Origin of the sequence: Pseudarthrobacter cellobiosi (assembly GCF_023913755.1) — a bacterium.
GTDB classification, from domain to species: Bacteria; Actinomycetota; Actinomycetes; order Actinomycetales; family Micrococcaceae; genus Arthrobacter; species Arthrobacter cellobiosi.
The window spans coordinates 219,628-236,057 of sequence record NZ_JAMXBJ010000047.1; the positions used below are offsets into that span (position 1 = coordinate 219,628).

The 16,430-nt window shown below is 63.0% G+C and carries 16 protein-coding genes and 1 pseudogene; 12 read left to right on the plus strand and 5 right to left on the minus strand.

What is annotated here, in order from left to right:
• Positions 1-216: 216 nt before the first annotated feature.
• The 4 genes and pseudogenes from NG696_RS14315 to NG696_RS14330 form a co-directional block, all read left to right on the plus strand.
• Positions 217-960: a GOLPH3/VPS74 family protein gene (locus tag NG696_RS14315; RefSeq protein ID WP_252568454.1), complete on the plus strand. Its 744-nt coding sequence runs from the start codon at positions 217-219 to the stop codon at positions 958-960.
• A 199-nt stretch (positions 961-1,159) separates the two neighbouring features.
• Positions 1,160-1,291: a hypothetical protein gene (locus tag NG696_RS20995; RefSeq protein WP_308291977.1), complete on the plus strand. Its 132-nt coding sequence runs from the start codon at positions 1,160-1,162 to the stop codon at positions 1,289-1,291.
• Positions 1,292-1,517: 226 nt separating this feature from the next.
• Positions 1,518-2,666 carry a phytase gene (locus NG696_RS14325; protein ID WP_252568453.1) on the plus strand — a complete coding sequence of 383 codons (1,149 nt, stop codon included), beginning with the start codon at positions 1,518-1,520 and terminating at the stop codon, positions 2,664-2,666.
• A 79-nt stretch (positions 2,667-2,745) separates the two neighbouring features.
• Positions 2,746-2,922, plus strand: a pseudogene (locus NG696_RS14330) (short-chain dehydrogenase); the annotation flags it as partial.
• 72 nt (positions 2,923-2,994) lie between these two features.
• On the opposite strand, the gene NG696_RS14335 reads toward NG696_RS14330, so the two are convergent.
• From NG696_RS14335 to NG696_RS14345, 3 genes are read right to left on the minus strand one after another with little or no spacing between them, the layout of a single operon-like run.
• Positions 2,995-3,987: a PDR/VanB family oxidoreductase gene (locus NG696_RS14335; RefSeq protein ID WP_252568452.1), complete on the minus strand. Its 993-nt coding sequence runs from the start codon at positions 3,985-3,987 to the stop codon at positions 2,995-2,997.
• Positions 3,988-4,043: 56 nt separating this feature from the next.
• Complete coding sequence (locus NG696_RS14340; RefSeq protein ID WP_252568451.1) at positions 4,044-5,018, minus strand: NHL repeat-containing protein; 975 nt, start codon at positions 5,016-5,018, stop codon at positions 4,044-4,046.
• Positions 5,011-6,345, minus strand: a complete 1,335-nt coding sequence (locus tag NG696_RS14345) for a cytochrome P450 (protein ID WP_252575927.1) — start codon at positions 6,343-6,345, stop codon at positions 5,011-5,013. The genes NG696_RS14340 and NG696_RS14345 overlap by 8 nt, the downstream gene beginning before the upstream one ends.
• A gap of 174 nt (positions 6,346-6,519) precedes the next feature.
• On the opposite strand from NG696_RS14345, the gene NG696_RS14350 reads away from it, so the two are divergent.
• The 5 genes from NG696_RS14350 to NG696_RS14370 all read left to right on the plus strand — a co-directional run bounded on the left by NG696_RS14350 (position 6,520) and on the right by NG696_RS14370 (position 11,741).
• A complete protein-coding gene (locus NG696_RS14350) occupies positions 6,520-7,542 on the plus strand; it encodes a LacI family DNA-binding transcriptional regulator (protein ID WP_252575928.1) in 1,023 nt (340 codons plus the stop codon).
• A gap of 245 nt (positions 7,543-7,787) precedes the next feature.
• On the plus strand, positions 7,788-8,810 hold the full coding sequence (locus tag NG696_RS14355) for a substrate-binding domain-containing protein (RefSeq protein ID WP_252568448.1): 1,023 nt from the start codon (positions 7,788-7,790) through the stop codon (positions 8,808-8,810).
• Positions 8,811-8,928: 118 nt separating this feature from the next.
• Positions 8,929-10,017: an ABC transporter permease gene (locus NG696_RS14360; RefSeq protein ID WP_252575930.1), complete on the plus strand. Its 1,089-nt coding sequence runs from the start codon at positions 8,929-8,931 to the stop codon at positions 10,015-10,017.
• Positions 10,014-10,799 carry an ATP-binding cassette domain-containing protein gene (locus tag NG696_RS14365; protein ID WP_252568446.1) on the plus strand — a complete coding sequence of 262 codons (786 nt, stop codon included), beginning with the start codon at positions 10,014-10,016 and terminating at the stop codon, positions 10,797-10,799. Before NG696_RS14360 ends, NG696_RS14365 begins: the two co-directional genes overlap by 4 nt.
• A 180-nt stretch (positions 10,800-10,979) precedes the next feature.
• Complete coding sequence (locus tag NG696_RS14370) at positions 10,980-11,741, plus strand: GntR family transcriptional regulator (RefSeq protein ID WP_252575932.1); 762 nt, start codon at positions 10,980-10,982, stop codon at positions 11,739-11,741.
• A gap of 237 nt (positions 11,742-11,978) precedes the next feature.
• Here NG696_RS14370 and NG696_RS14375 read toward each other — a convergent pair whose 3' ends face one another.
• Positions 11,979-12,305: a TOBE domain-containing protein gene (locus tag NG696_RS14375; RefSeq protein ID WP_252575934.1), complete on the minus strand. Its 327-nt coding sequence runs from the start codon at positions 12,303-12,305 to the stop codon at positions 11,979-11,981.
• Positions 12,306-12,383: 78 nt separating this feature from the next.
• Complete coding sequence (locus NG696_RS14380) at positions 12,384-13,394, minus strand: LacI family DNA-binding transcriptional regulator (protein ID WP_252575968.1); 1,011 nt, start codon at positions 13,392-13,394, stop codon at positions 12,384-12,386.
• Positions 13,395-13,756: 362 nt separating this feature from the next.
• Between NG696_RS14380 and NG696_RS14385 the strand changes: the two genes are divergently transcribed.
• From NG696_RS14385 to NG696_RS14395, 3 genes are all read left to right on the plus strand, one after another.
• Positions 13,757-14,461, plus strand: a complete 705-nt coding sequence (locus tag NG696_RS14385; protein WP_252575936.1) for a nucleoside/nucleotide kinase family protein — start codon at positions 13,757-13,759, stop codon at positions 14,459-14,461.
• A gap of 98 nt (positions 14,462-14,559) precedes the next feature.
• Positions 14,560-15,324: an ATP-binding cassette domain-containing protein gene (locus NG696_RS14390; protein ID WP_252575938.1), complete on the plus strand. Its 765-nt coding sequence runs from the start codon at positions 14,560-14,562 to the stop codon at positions 15,322-15,324.
• The gene (locus NG696_RS14395; protein WP_252575939.1) at positions 15,321-16,406 is read left to right on the plus strand and encodes an ABC transporter permease; all 1,086 of its coding nucleotides are present in this window, start codon (positions 15,321-15,323) and stop codon (positions 16,404-16,406) included. The genes NG696_RS14390 and NG696_RS14395 overlap by 4 nt, the downstream gene beginning before the upstream one ends.
• The last annotated feature ends 24 nt before the right edge of the window (positions 16,407-16,430 follow it).

Sequence of the window (16,430 nt, forward strand, 5' to 3'; positions counted from 1 at the left end):
CTACAGGCGGCCACCTGCCCAGCCTTGGCCTGACCAGGAACTCGGCCGTGATGTACGGGCCCAAGGGCCTGCGCTTCAATGCAGTGGACCCCGGCCCCACCATCACCAACATCAACGGGGCCATCCTTGCGTCCGACGGCAGGAGGTCCCGCCGTCGTCCGCTCGCCTTTGTAAATCCTCATTGTGGTGGGCGCCCAACAGGGCCACCATGTTCGTATGGACGCTGAAACACCGAAGGCGGCGGAGCTGAACCTTCCCCAGGCCTTCCTCCTTCTGGCAACGAACGACATGAACGGCAAACCTGAAGTGCCGGTGTTCGCACTCAGGACCACTGTGGCAGGTGCAATACTGGCCGAGCTGGACCTGATCGGTGCGATCGAGCTGCAGGGGAAGCGCGTCAGGGCCACCGGAGACGCCCCGCAAACGGATTTCCAGCGCGAGCTGGAAGTCATCCGTGGCAAATCCCGGCCCCACACTCCCAAGGGGTGGGTGGGTATGCTGGAGGGCCGCGCCGTCGTGCAGCGTGTCTACGAGGGCATGGCGTCACTGGGCATCGTGGAACATGTCGGCGAAAAGCACCTGGGCCGGTTCCGGGCCGTGCGGTACCCGGAGAAGGACCACGCTCCGGAGGCGGCGCTCCTGGAAAAGATCCAGGCCGCCCTCAGCGGCCCGCCGTCCGATCTCGAGGCGCCTGATTCCACGGCGTCCGACGCCGGGACGGCCGATGTGAGGACGACTGATGCCAAGGTGCCTGCTGCCAAGCCTGATTCGAAGGCGCCCGATGCCAGGATCATCGTGCTGATCGCCCTGCTTCAGGCGGCCGGAATGCTCGGCAAGCTCTTCCCGGCGGCAGATCTGACCCGGGCAACTGAGCTGTCGAAGGACTATTGGCCGTCCCGCGCGGTGGAGGACGAACTTCGGATGATCAGACTGGCGGAGCAAGAAGCCGCAAACCTGTGATGCTTCCCGAAACCGCTAGGCATGGGAGTCGCCGGCCGGCGTAGACTCCAGCAGCCCGCCGTGGGCCTGACCAAGAGTTCGGCCGTTATGTTCGGGCCGAAGGGCCTGCGCTTCAACGCCGTGGCTCCCGGCCCCACCATCACCAACATCGTGGCCAACTGGGGGATCCCAGCTCGCGGCCGAACGCCTCGGACCGCTGATGCAGGCCACCGTCCCCACGCCCGCCACCGCGGCGCAGCTCGCCGCCTCCATCGCCTGCATCCTCAGCGACGACCGCACCAACGTCAACGGAGCCATCCTGGCGTGCGACGGCGGCTGGTCGGCGCTGTAGGGGAGCGGCACCAAAAGCAAGCGGACGACGGCGGGACGTCCCGCCGTCGTCCGCTTTCCCCATCTACGCCCGTAGTTCACGCGCCACCCGTGACGCAGGAAGGCCGGGAGCGGGAGGGGCACCCATTTGTGGAACTCAACAGATGCTTGACTGCGGGGTTTCACGCTCAGATAATGCAACTTAGGGTCCCGACTGCCCATCCCGAGGCCCATTTAGGGAGTGCGCCATGCGTCCTGGCTTCCGGATTATCGTGGCGACGTTGCTCGCGTTGGCGACAGTAGGCGCCATCTATTTGTTCACCAGCGTGGACTCACTTGAGACAGGCCAGCGGCCCCAACCCCTCATAACGGACTCACAGCCAACGACGCCGACCCCTTCTCCGACACCGACTCCCGCGCCGACACCCACTGACTCGATCTTGCTGCCAGTGGTCGAGAACGCTGGGTTTTCAGGGTCAGGGGACATTTCGGATGACTCTGCCATCTGGGTTGACCTGGCGAATCCCGCCAACAGCGTAGTGGTTGCTGATAACAAGGCGACTTCCGGTGGTGGCATTGGTGTGTTCGGGATGGACGGCAGCTTGATACACTTCCGGGGCGACGGGATGATCGGCAACGTTGACCTGAGGCCCGGGTTCTCATTATCGGGGCAATCAATTGTGCTGGTCGGGGCGAATAACCGGACGAACAACACCCTGGCGTTGTGGTCGTTGGATACAACCAGCAGAACGCTCACGCCGGTCACTGCCCGCAGCATTCCCACGTTCGCGCCGAACTACGGTTTCTGCATGTACCGCAGCGTTAGCGGCAGGTTCTATGCCTTTGTCACACCCAACGGCCCGGGTACGGTCCAGCAATTCGAATTGATTGACAACGGCGCGGGCAAGGTTGACGCCGTCCCCGTCCGATCGCTGCCGATCAGCAGTATCACGGAGAGCTGTGTGGCTGATGACGAACTCGGCCACCTGTATGTCGGCCAGGAGGACGCGGCCATTTGGAAGTACGGCGCCGAACCCGGCGCTGGAGCTGGCCGACTGTCCGTTGACGCTGCGGGAGCAGGGCGCCTCGTGGCCGACATCGAGGGGATGAGCATCGTTTATGGCGCAAACGGTTCCGGATATCTCTTCGTGTCCAGCCAAGGCGACTCCAGCATAGCCATCTACGACCGCGCGGGAAACAACCCGTTCATCAGGAAATTCAAAGTCGGCGCCAACGGGACAATCGACGCCGTGACGGGCACAGATGGCATCGATGTGACCAGCCTGAACGCGGGGCCGCAGTTCGAACAGGGGCTTCTAGTAGTCCATGACGAAACCAACCCCGGCGGCGCCACCTCGAATCTGAAATTCGTTCCGCTGAGTGCTGTCCTTGGGTGACATTCGCCCTGATGGGGACACCGACGCTATGAACGCCGACGCCCACAAGATTCAGCGCATCTATCTCACGTTGACGCTAGCCAACTGGGGATCCCGGCTCGCGGCCGAACGCCTCGGCCCGCTGACGCAAGCCACCGTCCCCACGCCCGCCACCGCGGCCCAGCTCGCCGCCTCCGTCACCTTCTTGCTCAGCGACGACGGCACCAACGTCAACGGCGCCATCCTCGCGTCCGACGGCGGCTGGTCGGCGCTCTAAGGGAGCGGCACCAAACGCAAACGGACGACGGCGGGAGGCCCCGCCGTCGTCCGTAACTGGCCGGCAGGAGGGTTAGAGGTCCAGCACCAGGACGGGGCACGTGGCGCGGGAGACGCAGACCATCATGCAGCTGTTTTCGGCTTTTTCTTGGTGGGTGAGGACGGAGTCGCGGTGGTCGACCGTTCCCTCGACAATGGGGGTTTCGCAGGTGCCGCAGGTTCCTTCGCCGCAGGAGGAAAGGATGCGTGTGCCAGCCTCTTCGAGTACACGGAGGACGGATTTATCCGCCGGGACGGTCAGCCGCACGCCGCTCGCTGCCAGTTCGATTTCGAACGCCACATCCTGCGCGGTGTCCACCTTCTTGGCCGTGAACCGTTCCAGGTGCAGGGACCCGGAGGGCCATTTCTCGGCACAGATTGCCTCGACGGCGGCCAGGAGCGGCTCCGGACCGCAGGCGTAGACGGCCGTGCGGCGGTCCGGTGAGCCCAGGGCCGTGTGCAGATCGATGATCCCTTTCTGGTCCTGGGGCCACAGCGTGGTTCGGGTGCCGTGGGCTATTAGCTCATCCCTGAAGGCCATGGAGGAAAGTGTCCGGCCCCCGTAGACGAGGGTCCAGGGCTTCCCCTGCTCCTGTACCTCACGGATCATCGCGGCAATGGGGGTGATTCCGATACCACCGGCGACGAACAGGTAGCCGGGGGCTTCGACGAGCCGGAAGTGGTTCCGCGGACCGCGGACAGTCACCGCATCGCCGGCGGCCAGCAACTCGTGAACGAACTGCGAGCCGCCGCGGCTGTTGGGCGCATTGAGGACACCAACGACGTAGCTGCTCCGATCTGCCGGATCGCCGCAGAGGGAGTACTGCCGCGTCAGGCCGTTCGAAAGAACCAGGTCGATGTGGGCGCCGGGACGCCACGGCGGAAGGTCTTCGCCGTCCTGGTGCTGGAGGGTGAGGAGTACGACGTCGTCGGCTGCGTGGGTTTTCGCAGCGACGCGGGCAACGAAATGGGCCTCTTCGAGGGTGAGGTCCGAAATTGGCCCGGAGATGGTCTCTGTTTTGCTCATGGTCCTGCTCTCAATCTGAAAGTCGTCGCGTGGGATGCGGTGCGGGGAAGTGTGTTCTAGTACTGCGTGAGTGACAGGCGGCTGAGCCGCCCGCCGATGAACCACTCGGTGACGTAGAGCCAGTGACCGTCGACAGCGATTCCGTGGGGGCTGTTGAAGAACCCCGGGTCCACAACCGGTCCGTCCAGGCCCTCGGGAGTGCTGCGGTTGGGCCAGGCATCGTCCTCGTTCGACCGGGGCCGGGCCCGTTCCAGGACGCGGGTGAATGCATCGCCGTCGAACCTCGCGACTCCGCCGAAGAGTTCGGTGACGTAGATCCGGTCCCCGACGAGAACGAGCGAGGACGGGCTGTCCAGGACGCCTTCGCCCAGGATCCGCGACTGCATTCCGTTCCGGTCCATGACTACGATTCTGCGGTTGGCGCGGTCCGCCACATAGATTTCGAGGTGCCCGTGGTCAGTCCGCAGGAGTATCCCGTGGGGGCACGCGAAGGCGGTGCCTGTTTCAGCGCCGTCTCGCGTACCGAGGTAGTGGCCCGAGGCGTCGAAACGGTGCACCAGGCTGGCGCCGTACCCGTCGGCTACCCAGATGTCACCGCTACCGGTGTATCGGGAATCGTCGATAGCGATCGACGTCGGACGCCATTGCTCCGTGGCGTATTCCGGCAGTGGCGGGCATTCCAGTTCGAGGAGGACGCTTCCGTCCCTGTTCAGGATCACTGCGCGCCCGGGCGAGAAGTGATCGGCGTAGGCCGACGCATTGGCGGGATCTTCGACGAAGCGGTGCCCGGGGTCGGCCACCGCGATGACTTCCTCGCCGTCGCGTTCGCAGGTGAAAATGCTGTGCATTTCGGTCAGGGACGTTGGGATGGTTTCGGCGCCACCTGAAGGGTCGATAACCAACAGGTCGCGGCCCTCCGGGTGGGCGCAGAGGATTCTGCCGTCGCTGAGGACGGCGACACCGGAGTGCATCCAGCCGCGTGACTGTGGCAGCAGGCCGGAGAGGTCCTCCCAGCCGTTGACCTCAGTCAAGGAACTTCACCGGAAGCTTTGCGAAGCCGCGGACCATTTGCTTTGCCCAGCGCTCCGGCAACCCGACGACGCGGATCTCAGGGCCTTCGAGGAGAGTCTCCACCAGGACGCGTCCGGCAAGCCGGGCCAGGGGTGCGCCCAGGCAGGCGTGGATACCGTCGCCGAAGGTCATGATGCGGTTCTCCGGCGTCAGCTCGCGGCGGATATCAAAGAAGTCCGGGTTCTGGAAGACCCTTTCGTCCCGGTTGGCGGAGCCCAGCAGGAACATCACACGGGAGTCCGCCGGTATGGTCACGCCGGCGATGGTGATCTCGGCGGTGGTCTGCCGGCAGAGGTTCTGGCCGGGGGTGTCGAAACGGAGTGTCTCCTCCACAAAGGCGGGAATGGCGGCCGGGTCCTCCGCTAGGCAGCGCTGGAAGGCCGGGAACTTGTCCAGGGTGGCCACGAGGTTGGTGATGAGGGCGGCGGGCGCGTCGATGGCTGCCGACAGAATCAGATGGGCGAGGCCCACCTGTTCATCCGACTGCACCTTGCCGGCGTGCATGCCAGCAATGATCTGGGTGATGGCATCCGACCCTGTGGCGGTGCCGCCGGCTTCGACCTCTTCGCTCCGCTTCCCAAATACTTCCGCGATGTGCTCTTCGGCTTCCTGATTGGAGACGGCGGCGTCGTCCGGCACGCCGAACTCGCCGACCGTCCGCACCATGGAGCGCAGGAGATGTTCCTGTAGCATTCCGCTGTCCTCGGCGGCCATGCCAATCATTTTCGTCGCCGCACCGATCGCCAACGGAAGCGCCACCTCAGTGGCAAAGTCACCGCCCCCGTTCTCACGGAGTTCCGTGATCAGGTGGCGGGCCAGTTCCCTGATGCCGTCTTCCTTGGCCAGTATCTCGCGACCGACAAAGACGCGACGGACGGCCGATCGCAGAGAGGTGTGCCGGGGAGCGTCGACCATGATCAGGTTGCCCGCCCCATAGGACGCATGGGTACCGTCCATGTCATTGCCCAGGGCGCTGGAAAGCTGCTCGTGGTTTCGCAGGCCTGCCTGGACATCGGTGTAACGCGAGACGACGTACAGGTCGCGGCGCTCGTTGTAGTAGACCGGAGCCTTGTCCCGCAGGATTTTGTACAGCTCATAGGGATGGTCGTACGCGGCGTAGGAGAGCGGATCGTAGAAGACTCCGGGATCTGTCTCCAGGCCGGGATTCGGGCCAATCCTGGGCGCCGTAGCAGGGTCCTGCGTATGTGCTTCTTCGCCGGCGAGTGTGGTGCCGTTGAACGGGCATTGCTGGATGTCGGTGGTGTTCGGATCAGTGGCTAGCGACATTGGTAGGCCCTGCTTTCGTGGGTTTGCGTGGATGAGGGAACGAGAACTCAGCCGTGTGAGGAAGGAGGATTTGAGCGGGATTTCCTAAAGACTAGCACGTGCCAGTTTTTCGTCAAGGGATGTCCTGACAAACCCGGCGGAGAGCCATCAACCCTCCGCGTATAGGATGTCCAAGTGATCTCTAAACGGCCGACCATGATGGACGTCGCCACTCGCGTCGGCGTTTCACGGCAGCTTGTGGGGCTCGCCTTCCGCAATGAGGCCGGCGTCAGTTCCTCGACGAAGGAACGCATCTTTGAGGCGGCTTCCGAGCTTGGATACAGCCCGGACATCGCGGCGCGGTCACTTCGCCGGCGGAGCAGTAACTACATCGGCGTGCTCTTCAATCCCGCCCACTCATCCGCGGACGACATTGTGGAAGCCCTCTATGCGGCGGCCCACGAGCGTGGCTACAACCTGATTCTCGGTGCCTTGACGGCGACGCGGGACGAGCGGGATGCCATCACGGAGCTGCTCGGGTTCCGCACTGAGTCCGTCATTCTGATTTCGCCGGAAACGCCTGTAAACGAGCTGCGGAAATTGGCAAAGAGACTGCCGGTGGTCAGCATCGGCAGACCACTGCCGCAGGGTGTCTGCAGTGCTGTCCGGTCAGACGGGCAATGGGGGATCTCGGCGGCCGTGGACCATTTGGTGGAACTAGGGCACCTGGATATTGCCTACGTGCTGACGCGGTCACTTCCAGAATTCGCTGCCCGCCACCAGGGATATGTGACAGCAATGGACAGGCATGGACTGCCCTCGCGGGTCCGGGAGATTGGCGGGGACTTCACCGAGGAATCCGGTGCCAGCGCCGCCGAGTCGCTTCTCGCGGAGCCTGTCATGCCCACCGCGGTGGTCTGCTCCAACGACCACGCTGCCATGGGCCTGATCCATAGGCTTCTGCGTGCCGGATTGCGGGTGCCCGAGGATATTTCGGTCACGGGCTACGATGACAGCCGCATCGCCAGGCTGTCGTTCCTTGACCTGACGAGCGTCCGCCAGGATCCCGCGGAAATGAGCACGGCAGCCGTTGAGGCCGCCGTTCAAATGATGTCAGACCAGGAGTCAGCGCCCCAGGAACGCATGATCGTTCCCACGCTGGTCATCCGGGGAAGTACCGGCCAGCCCCGGTCAGAGGCGCAACTGCACCACAGGTGAGCCGGCGCTGACGTCGACGTCCCGGCGCAGCTTCTCACGCGGGAGGGGTATGCCCGCATCCGAAATCCACACCGTGTGCCCTGCGTCACAAAACTGGCACGAGACAGTTTTTATTGAAAAGGTCTTGCACGTGCCAGTAATTGGGCGTAAGAATGTCCTGACAATAAGTCGAAGATCGGCACTCCCAAAGAGCATCAGTTCTGGATGGAGGCAGGCTTCGGCACCTATGAGAAGGACACGACGAAGTGAAACCTATTTCTACATTCAAGCGAGGACTCGGCGTAATTGCCATGGCGGGCGTGGCAACGCTGGCACTGGCAGGCTGCACCGCAACGTCCAATGCATCATCAACCACCGGCCTGGCCGACAAGTTCGGCAGCCGCGCCGAAAACCGCAGTGTGTACTTCCTGACGTACTACAACCCTGCCGGCGACGCATTCTGGGCCCAGATCCTCAAGGGCGCGGAAGACGCCTCCACTCTCGGTGGCCTGCAGTTGACGCACCAGACCGCCGATGCCGATCCGGACAAAATGGTGGACCTCGTGGCAACAGCCACCGCGTCCAAGCCCGCCGTCATCGTGATGCCGTTCAACGAAGGCGAGAAGTGGGTCAAGGTGGCGTGTGACGCCTCGAAGGCAGGCATCAAGGTGGTCGCCTACAACGTGCCGGCACCCGAGAGTGCCGCCGACTGCGTCAGCGGTTTCGTGGGCCAGGACTTCTTCGAGGTGGGCACGCTCGTTGGCGAGCGTCTCGCTGCGGAGGCCAAGCTGGGCGCCGGCGACAAGGTCCTCTTCCCGGCGGAAGAGCCCGAGCAGAACTACGCCATCCAGCGGGGCGGCGGCGTGCAGAAAGCGCTCGACAAGGTGGGTGCGAAGGGCGAGTACCTCCGGACCTCCGCGTCCGATGAGGAAGCTCTGAACTCCCTTACCTCATGGCTCATCGCCAACAAGGACGTCAAGGCGGTGGCGCCTCTGGGAGGCACCCCGCACCGCAACATCCTGGCTGCCATGGAGGCAGCCGGCGTGAAGGTTCCTATCGTCGGCTTTGACACCTCCCCCCAGGTTATCGACGGCATCAAGGCCGGGGACATCATCGCCACGGCTGACCAGCAGGGCTTCGTCCAGGGATTCCAGTCGCTGATGCAGAGCGCCCTTGCCATCGACTTCGGCCTGGCACCGGCGAACATCAACTCCGGCGGCGTCTCCCTCATCGACAAGACAAACGTGCAAAACCTCGAAGCACCGGACCTCCAGGGCGTCCGCTGGTAACTGCGTCATAAGGGGGACGGGGCGGCGGCAACGCCCCCGTCCCCTCCCCCGTCCGGGACTCAGTGCCCACCTCTTCCATTCCGCGGCATCGACGCCGCTGTCATCGAAAGCTCAGGTCATGTCACCACAAGACACAGGCACCGACCAACACGTCCTCACGGCGCCGTTGGAAACAGGGGCCATCACCAAAATACGCCGTCTTGCCGATAACCAACCAGTCACAACAGCCGAGAAATTCAAGGACTACATCCGCTACACACGTGGCCGCGGAGCCCTCGAAATCGGCGCGATCCTGGCGGTCGTCATCATCGGCTTCGTCATCGCCAGCATCGCCAGCCCCGCCTTCCCGTTCCTGTCGTCCAACAACCTCTCGGGCGTCATTTCCCAGAGCATTCCGGTATTGGCCATCCTGGCCATCGGAGTCGGGATCCTGATGATCGCCGGCGAATTCGACCTCTCCCTGGGCGCGAGCATCGGGTTCTCTTCCATCACGTTCATTCACGTCTCCAACTCGTTCGGCTGGGGCTGGGGGGTCCTGGCCGCAATCGCTGCGGCCACCGGTATTGCCCTGATCAACGGACTGATCGTGGTCATCACCGGCATCCCGTCCTTCATCGCCACTCTGGGCATGGCGTTCTTCTGGACCGGCGCCAGCATCTTCATCAACGGCACCGCGCCGGCACTGCTGCGCAAGGGCAAAGACGAAGCACTCGTCACACTCTTCGCCGGCGATTTCGGCTTCTTCCGCTCGCAGCTGGTCTGGATGATCGTGGTGGGAGTAGTGGCGTGGTTCTTCCTGCACCGCCACAAGCTCGGCAACCACATCTTCGCCGTCGGCGGCAACGCATCGGCCGCCAGGGCGATCTCCATCAACCCGCTCAAGGTCAAGCTTCTCTCCTACGCCCTTTTCGGAGCGATGGTGGGCCTGGCGAGCGTCCTGATCTCGGTCCGGACCTCCTCCATGCAGCCCGGGTCCACTGAGGATTACACCCTGATGGCGATTGCCGCTGCCGTGGTGGGCGGAACCTCTCTTCTCGGAGGACGGGGAACCATCATCGGCATGATTGTCGGCGCAGCGCTGATCCGCATCATCGAAAACGGCCTGATCCTGGGCAAGGCGCCCGGCTTCTACATCCAGCTCTTCGTCGGCCTGATCATCGTGGTCGCCGCTATCTTCAACAAGCTCATGGAAGGCAAAGCATCATGACCATCAACGAGGACTACCTGCTCCGGATTGAGGGCATCACCAAGAAGTACGGCGTCAACACCGTCCTGGACGACGTGTCTTTCGACATCGGAAAAGGCGAGGTTGTGGGCCTCCTTGGCGACAACGGTGCCGGCAAGTCGACCCTGGTCAAGATCATGTCAGGCGTGGTCCCAGCCACCGCAGGCGACTTCTCCTGGGACGGCACCAAGCACCCGCACGTGAACAGGGCCCTGACCGAGAGCCTGGGCATCGAAACGATCTTCCAGGACTCGGCACTGGTCCCGCAGATGTCGATTAGCCGCAACATCTTCATGGGCCGTGAGATCACGAACCGCCTTGGTTTAATGAAGATCAAGGAGATGGACGCCATTACCTCCGAAATCCTGGACTCCGTGGTGACCATTGAGGGCATCAAGAGCTCCAAGCAGCTTGTCTCGTCGCTGTCCGGAGGTCAGGCGCAAGCGGTGGCCATTGCCCGGGCCGTCCACTTCAAGCGCAGCCTCCTGATCCTTGACGAGCCTACGTCCGCGCTCGCGGTGCGCGCCACCGAAGCATTGCTGGACTACCTGCGGGCACTGAAGGCCGACGGAATCAGCTCCGTGCTGGTCACCCACAACCTCCACCACGCCTTCGAAGTCTGCGATCGGCACATCGTCATGAACCACGGGCGCAAGATCCTCGACGTTCGCCGCGAAGACACGAGCGTCGAAGAACTGACTGCCGCCGTCGTCGAAGGTGAACTTGGCATCCGCCGATACCGTGAGAACGCCACCGCGGCCTGACCCGACAATCCGGTGATCACGGGACCCGGCACCCGCCTCGGAAGAGGTTCCTCGGCGACGGCCCTGCCCATGGGGCGGCAGGGCCGTCGAGTCGAGCAGACGTCACGGTTTCTCCCCGTCAACGGACGTCCGCCGGCTTCCTGCCCCTACCCGTTCGCAACGTCATTCCGGAGGACCACAATGCTGCAGGATCACATCGTCTTGCCCGAGGACCTTTTCGTGGATGTCGACCGCGGAGGTCCCGTTCCCCTCTACTTCCAGGTCTCGTCCTGCATTGAGCAAGCAATTCTCACCGGCCATTTGCCCGCCGGTGCACGCCTGGAGAACGAGATGGTTCTGGGGCGACGGCTGGGCCTCTCACGGCCAACCATCCGCCACGCGATCCAGGAACTCGTCGATAAAGGTCTCCTGGTGAAAAGCCGGGGAATCGGCACCCAGGTTGTCCACGGCCAGCTCACCCGGGATGTGGCACTGTCCAGCCTCTTTGAAGACCTGTCCAGGATTGGCAAGCGCCCGAGTTCAAGCGTTCTGACGCACGAGCTCGTAACAGCGCCTCCGCACGTTGCCGCAGCCCTCGACACGGAAACCGGCGCCAAGGTCTTCCACCTTCGCAGGGTTCGGCTCGCCGGCGGAGTTCCGTTTGCCATACTCGAGAACTATCTGCCGGAAAGGTTCGCAGCCTTGTCCCCCGGGCAGCTGGAGCAAGGCAGCCTCTACCGGATGATGCGAGCCCGCGGCGCAACCATGCGGGTGGCCAAGCAGAACATCGGCGCCCGTACAGCCGAGCCAGACGAGGAGCGGCTCCTTGATATGCCTCCCGGAGCTCCCGTCCTTACCGTCAACCGCCGGGTCTATGACAGCCTCGGGAAGGCTGTCGACATCGGCCGCCATTCCTACCGTCCGGACCTGTACTCATTCGACATCACGCTGGTCGACAAGTAGGCGGCCGGCCGGCTCTGCAGGTCAACGGCACCAACGCAAGCGGACGACGGCGGGAAGTCCCGCCGTCGTCCGCTTCTTGCCGGTAGCGGGTACTGCCTAGAGTGCGCCCTGTTGGGAATTTCCGCGGGGATCGGCACCAGGCGGACGACCTCCACGGGTTCCGCCAGGAGTCCCTCGAGCGAAGCGTTGAGCCGCTTGACGGGATCCCCGTCGCCGTGGGCGTCGAGCAGTGCGGCGTCAGCCACGCACTGGCAGCAACCCAGCGGCTGAGACCTGGTCGGATGATGCCAGGTTCGCGCCGGTCTCGCTGTCGAAGTAGCTGGCCATTCTGGCCTCGAGGGCTATGGTGCAGGGATCTCCGGCTATCAGGCGTGCTTGTCCCGTCTGGCGGATCCAGATGAGGTCGTCCTGGTTGAGTTCCCACATTTTCAGGCCGAGGGCAGGGTCCGGCTGGACTCCGATCAGGGTGTCCGCGCCGAGGTATTCGATGCGCCGGACGGTACCGGCCAGACCTCGGCCGCCGACGTCGGCCGAGACCGTGAGGTGCTCCGGTCGCAGGCCCACTCAAAGGTGCTTGTGCGTCCATTGGCTGCTGATTTCCGGTGCGGGAAAGATTCGGTGGGGGAGTGGAACCTCGAGGCGTCACACTGCGACTGAGGATGCCAGCACCGCGCTTGCTGGCTGGCACGACTGGCGTTCGATCAGCCTGACGGGAATGACGTTTTTGCGCCGGAACCTCTTGTCGGGCGTCGCGATTCGGGCGAGGATGCGCTCGGCAGCAATCCGTCCGACCTGACGAGGGTTCTGGTCGATGACTGACACCGAGGGTTGGAGGACATCCGCCATGGGAAAGTCGCCAAAACTGATGAGCGCAATGTCGCTTCTTTTCAAAGCCTGAAGGGCCGGGAAAACGCCCGTTGAGAACCGCGCGTTGGAGGAGAAGATAGCCGTAGGCGCATCGCTCAGTGCCAGCAGGGTCTTGCAGACCTGGGCGGCAGCGTCCGCGTCGCGCGACCCAAGCACAATCAGATCCTCGTCGATCTCCAAACCGGCATCGTCAAGGGCGGCACGATAGCCTTCCAGGCGCAGCCTCGTGGTGGGGACGTCCGGTGAGTCTCCGACGATGGCGATGCGGCGGTGGCCGTGGGAAATGAGGTGCTGCGTCGCTTCGAAGGCGCCGCCGAAATCGTCTTCGACGAAGTAGTCGGCGTTGAGCTTGGTGGGTACGCGGTCAATGAAGACGATGGGGAAGCTGTCCTGCCACCGTGCGAGGTAGGACTGATCGGCTGCGATCGGGGCGATAATGAGGCCGTCGATCTGGCGGCGGACCGTCGCTTCAATGATGCTTTGCTCCAGGGACGGGTTATCCCCGAGGCTGGTCACGACGATGGCCATGTCGTGTTCGCGTGCCGCCAGCTCAATCCCCTTCGTGACGGCAGCGAAGAAAGGATCGGCGACGTCAGGCACAGCGATGCCAATGACGGCGGATTTGCCCTCGCGGAAGGTGCGCGCGAGCATGTTCGGCACGTACTTGAGTTCGCGCATTGCCGACTGAACGCGCTGCCGCGTGTCTTCCGTGACGTGCGGGTCGTCGTTAAAAACCCGGGAAACCGTCTTGGCACTCACCCCGGCGCGTGTGGCCACATCCTGCATCGTAGTCACGGTTCGGCTCCTTCATTGTTCGCTGGGCACACCCTACAGGCTGGGCTGTTCGAAAGCGGGAACATCTCCACTGCTAAAGATGTCATCGGTGACAATCCGCCGCCCACCCCATCCTGCCCGATGTCCGCAGTAACTTCAAGCAACTCATGTCATCGATGACATGAGTTTTTCGGTTTTCCTTGACATCGATGACATGGGGCATCTAAGTTTCTGTAAGGCAGGTCACAGCGAGTTCCTCGAAGCCGAAGGTTAGAGCCACTCGATCCAGACCTGCGAGCTTGATTCAAGGCAGCGCTTCAAGGGTGTAGCAGCAGAGCTTCTTCACCGTGGCATGACCAACGGAGGAGACAGTGATGAACACTGCTGAAGTTCGACCCCAGGTTTCCCAGCAGGAAGCCGAGCATCTGACGTGCACCTTGGATGAGCTGGTAGAGCGGGCCCGTACCCTCGCTGTCTGCGGAAGCCGGCGCATCCTGGGCATTGCGGGAGCGCCGGGTGCAGGAAAGTCCACTGTGGCGCAGGCTATCGCCGATGCCTTGGATGGCCAGGCTGCCCGGGTCGGAATGGATGCTTTCCACCTGGCTAACGGAGTTCTTGCTGCGCGTGGCTCGACGGACCGCAAGGGCGCTCCGGACACGTTTGACCCTTGGGGATATGCCAACCTGCTGCGCCGGCTCAAGGCGAACGGCGAGCCGGTTGTTTATGCCCCGATGTTCGATCGCAGCCTGGAGGAATCGATCGGCTGCGCGATCCCGGTGGCCCGCGAGGTTCCCCTGGTCATTACCGAAGGGAATTATCTTCTCCTGGACGCCGAAGGCTGGCGGGAGAGCCGGGCGCAGATCGACGAGGTCTGGTTCCTGGACCTAAGCGACGACGAGCGGCAGCTGCGGCTGCTCCGGCGCCACGAAGCCTTCGGAAAGCCACCCGCGGAAGCAGAAGCGTGGGTACTTGGCAGCGACCAAAGGAATGCCGCGGTCGTTGCTGCTACCCGGGAACGCGCCGATTTGATCATCGACCTGAGCTATTCCCACAGCCGTGAGACCTTCACGAAGGCCTGAATGAAGAGGAAGACAGAAGTGACAGCACAACGAAGTGTCGCCGGCTGCAGGGCCGGGGCCGCCGCATTCGTCCCGTACCAGCTGACAGGTGTTACACCATGACAACAATCCCCGTTTTGGAAGCCCGCGGCCTCACCCGCAGCTTTGGCAATGTACGCGCCCTCGACTGCGTCGACTTCGATGTCAACGCAGGCGAAGTGGTTGCCCTCATAGGTGACAACGGCGCCGGAAAATCGACCCTCGTAAAGGCACTGTCGGGAAACCTTGCTTTGGACTCCGGCAAGATCCTGTTTGCCGGCGGCGAGGTTGAACTAACTTCCCCGAGCCATGCCAGCAGCCTGGGCATCGAAACCGTCTATCAGGACCTTGCCCTGGCACCACACCTGAACGCAGCCCAAAACATGTTCCTTGGCCGCGAAATCCCCAAGCCCGGCTTTCAAGGGCGGCTCGGGTTCATGGACAACAGGACGATGCGTGCCAAATCACGGGAAGCTTTCGACGAACTTGGAGCTACGGTTCGAAGCCTGTCCGACCCAGTCGGCAGCATGTCGGGAGGCCAGAAGCAGGCAATCGCCATTGCACGGGCTGTTGCCTGGGCCAAGGGTGTCGTCTTCCTGGACGAACCGACAGCCGCGCTGGGAGTCGTGCAGACAAAAAACGTACTCGAGACGATCCGGCGGGTCCGTGACAAAGGTGTGGGCGTCGTGTTCATCAGCCACTCGATGCCGCACGTCATCGATGTAGCCGACCGGGTCCAGGTGCTCCGGCTCGGACGCCGGGTGGCTACCTACGAGGCGAAGAAAACGACTGTGGAAGAACTAGTCGGAGCAATGACCGGCGCACTTGATGGAGCACACTCATGACCACAACCAAGGCCGTACCCCGGACAGCCGGGACGGCACCCGAGATTTCACGCGCACACACCCTCCGACACGTTCTCCACGTTCAATCGTTCCAGATCCTGCTTGTTCTGATAGTCATCTTCCTGGCATTCACAGCGCTGGCACCGGACGTGTTTCCGACTTGGGGCAACGTCCGCCAGATCATCCAGAATGTCTCCATCCTGGGTGTCCTGGGTATCGGCATGACGTTCGTCATTGTCACCTCGGGCATCGACCTGTCCGTTGGATCCAACCTTGTCTTCTCCGGAGTCGTGGCGGCAAAAGTGATGCAGGCCATGGGCGATTCTGGATGGGGAACTGCCATTGTCGGTATCTTCGTCGCCGTCGGATGCGGGCTCGGTTGGGGTCTTCTCAACGGTGTTCTCATCGCGAAAGCCAAGGTGCCGCCGCTGATTGTCACCCTGGGAACACTTGGCGGCGCCTTGGGGCTGGCGCAGGTCATCACAGGCGGCGTGGACATCCGCGAAGTCCCTGCGGTTCTCCAGGACACCATCGGATACGGCAACGTTCCGGGAACCACCTGGCCGACAATTTCCCTGATCGCGATGGTCCTGATCCTGATCTTCGGGACCGTACTCCACCGGACCAGATTCGGCCTCTACACCTTCGCCGTTGGCTCCAATGAGGAATCCGCCCGCCGGGTTGGCGTGAAAGTGGATCGCCAACTGATTTCCATTTACGCACTCTCCGGTGGCCTCGCCGGCGTGGCAGGCATCCTGTCGCTGTCCCAGTACGGCACGACCGCTATCGCCGGTCAGTCAGCGACAAACCTTAACGTAATCGCCGCCGTCGTGATCGGTGGAACGTCACTCTTCGGCGGTGTCGGCACCATCTTCGGAACCGTCATTGGCCTCTTCATCCCCGCGGTACTCCAAAACGGCTTCGTCATCGTCGGCATTCAGCCGTTCTGGCAGCAGGTGGCAGTCGGCGCCGTTCTCGTCCTCGCCGTCTATGTCGATCAGCGCCGCCGGGCGGCGGCAGCCCGAGGGCAGTCCGCCAAGCCTGACGGCAAAAAGAAGCTGTACGGCCGACGCTCCAACTGATTTTCCCCCCGCATCAACCTATCC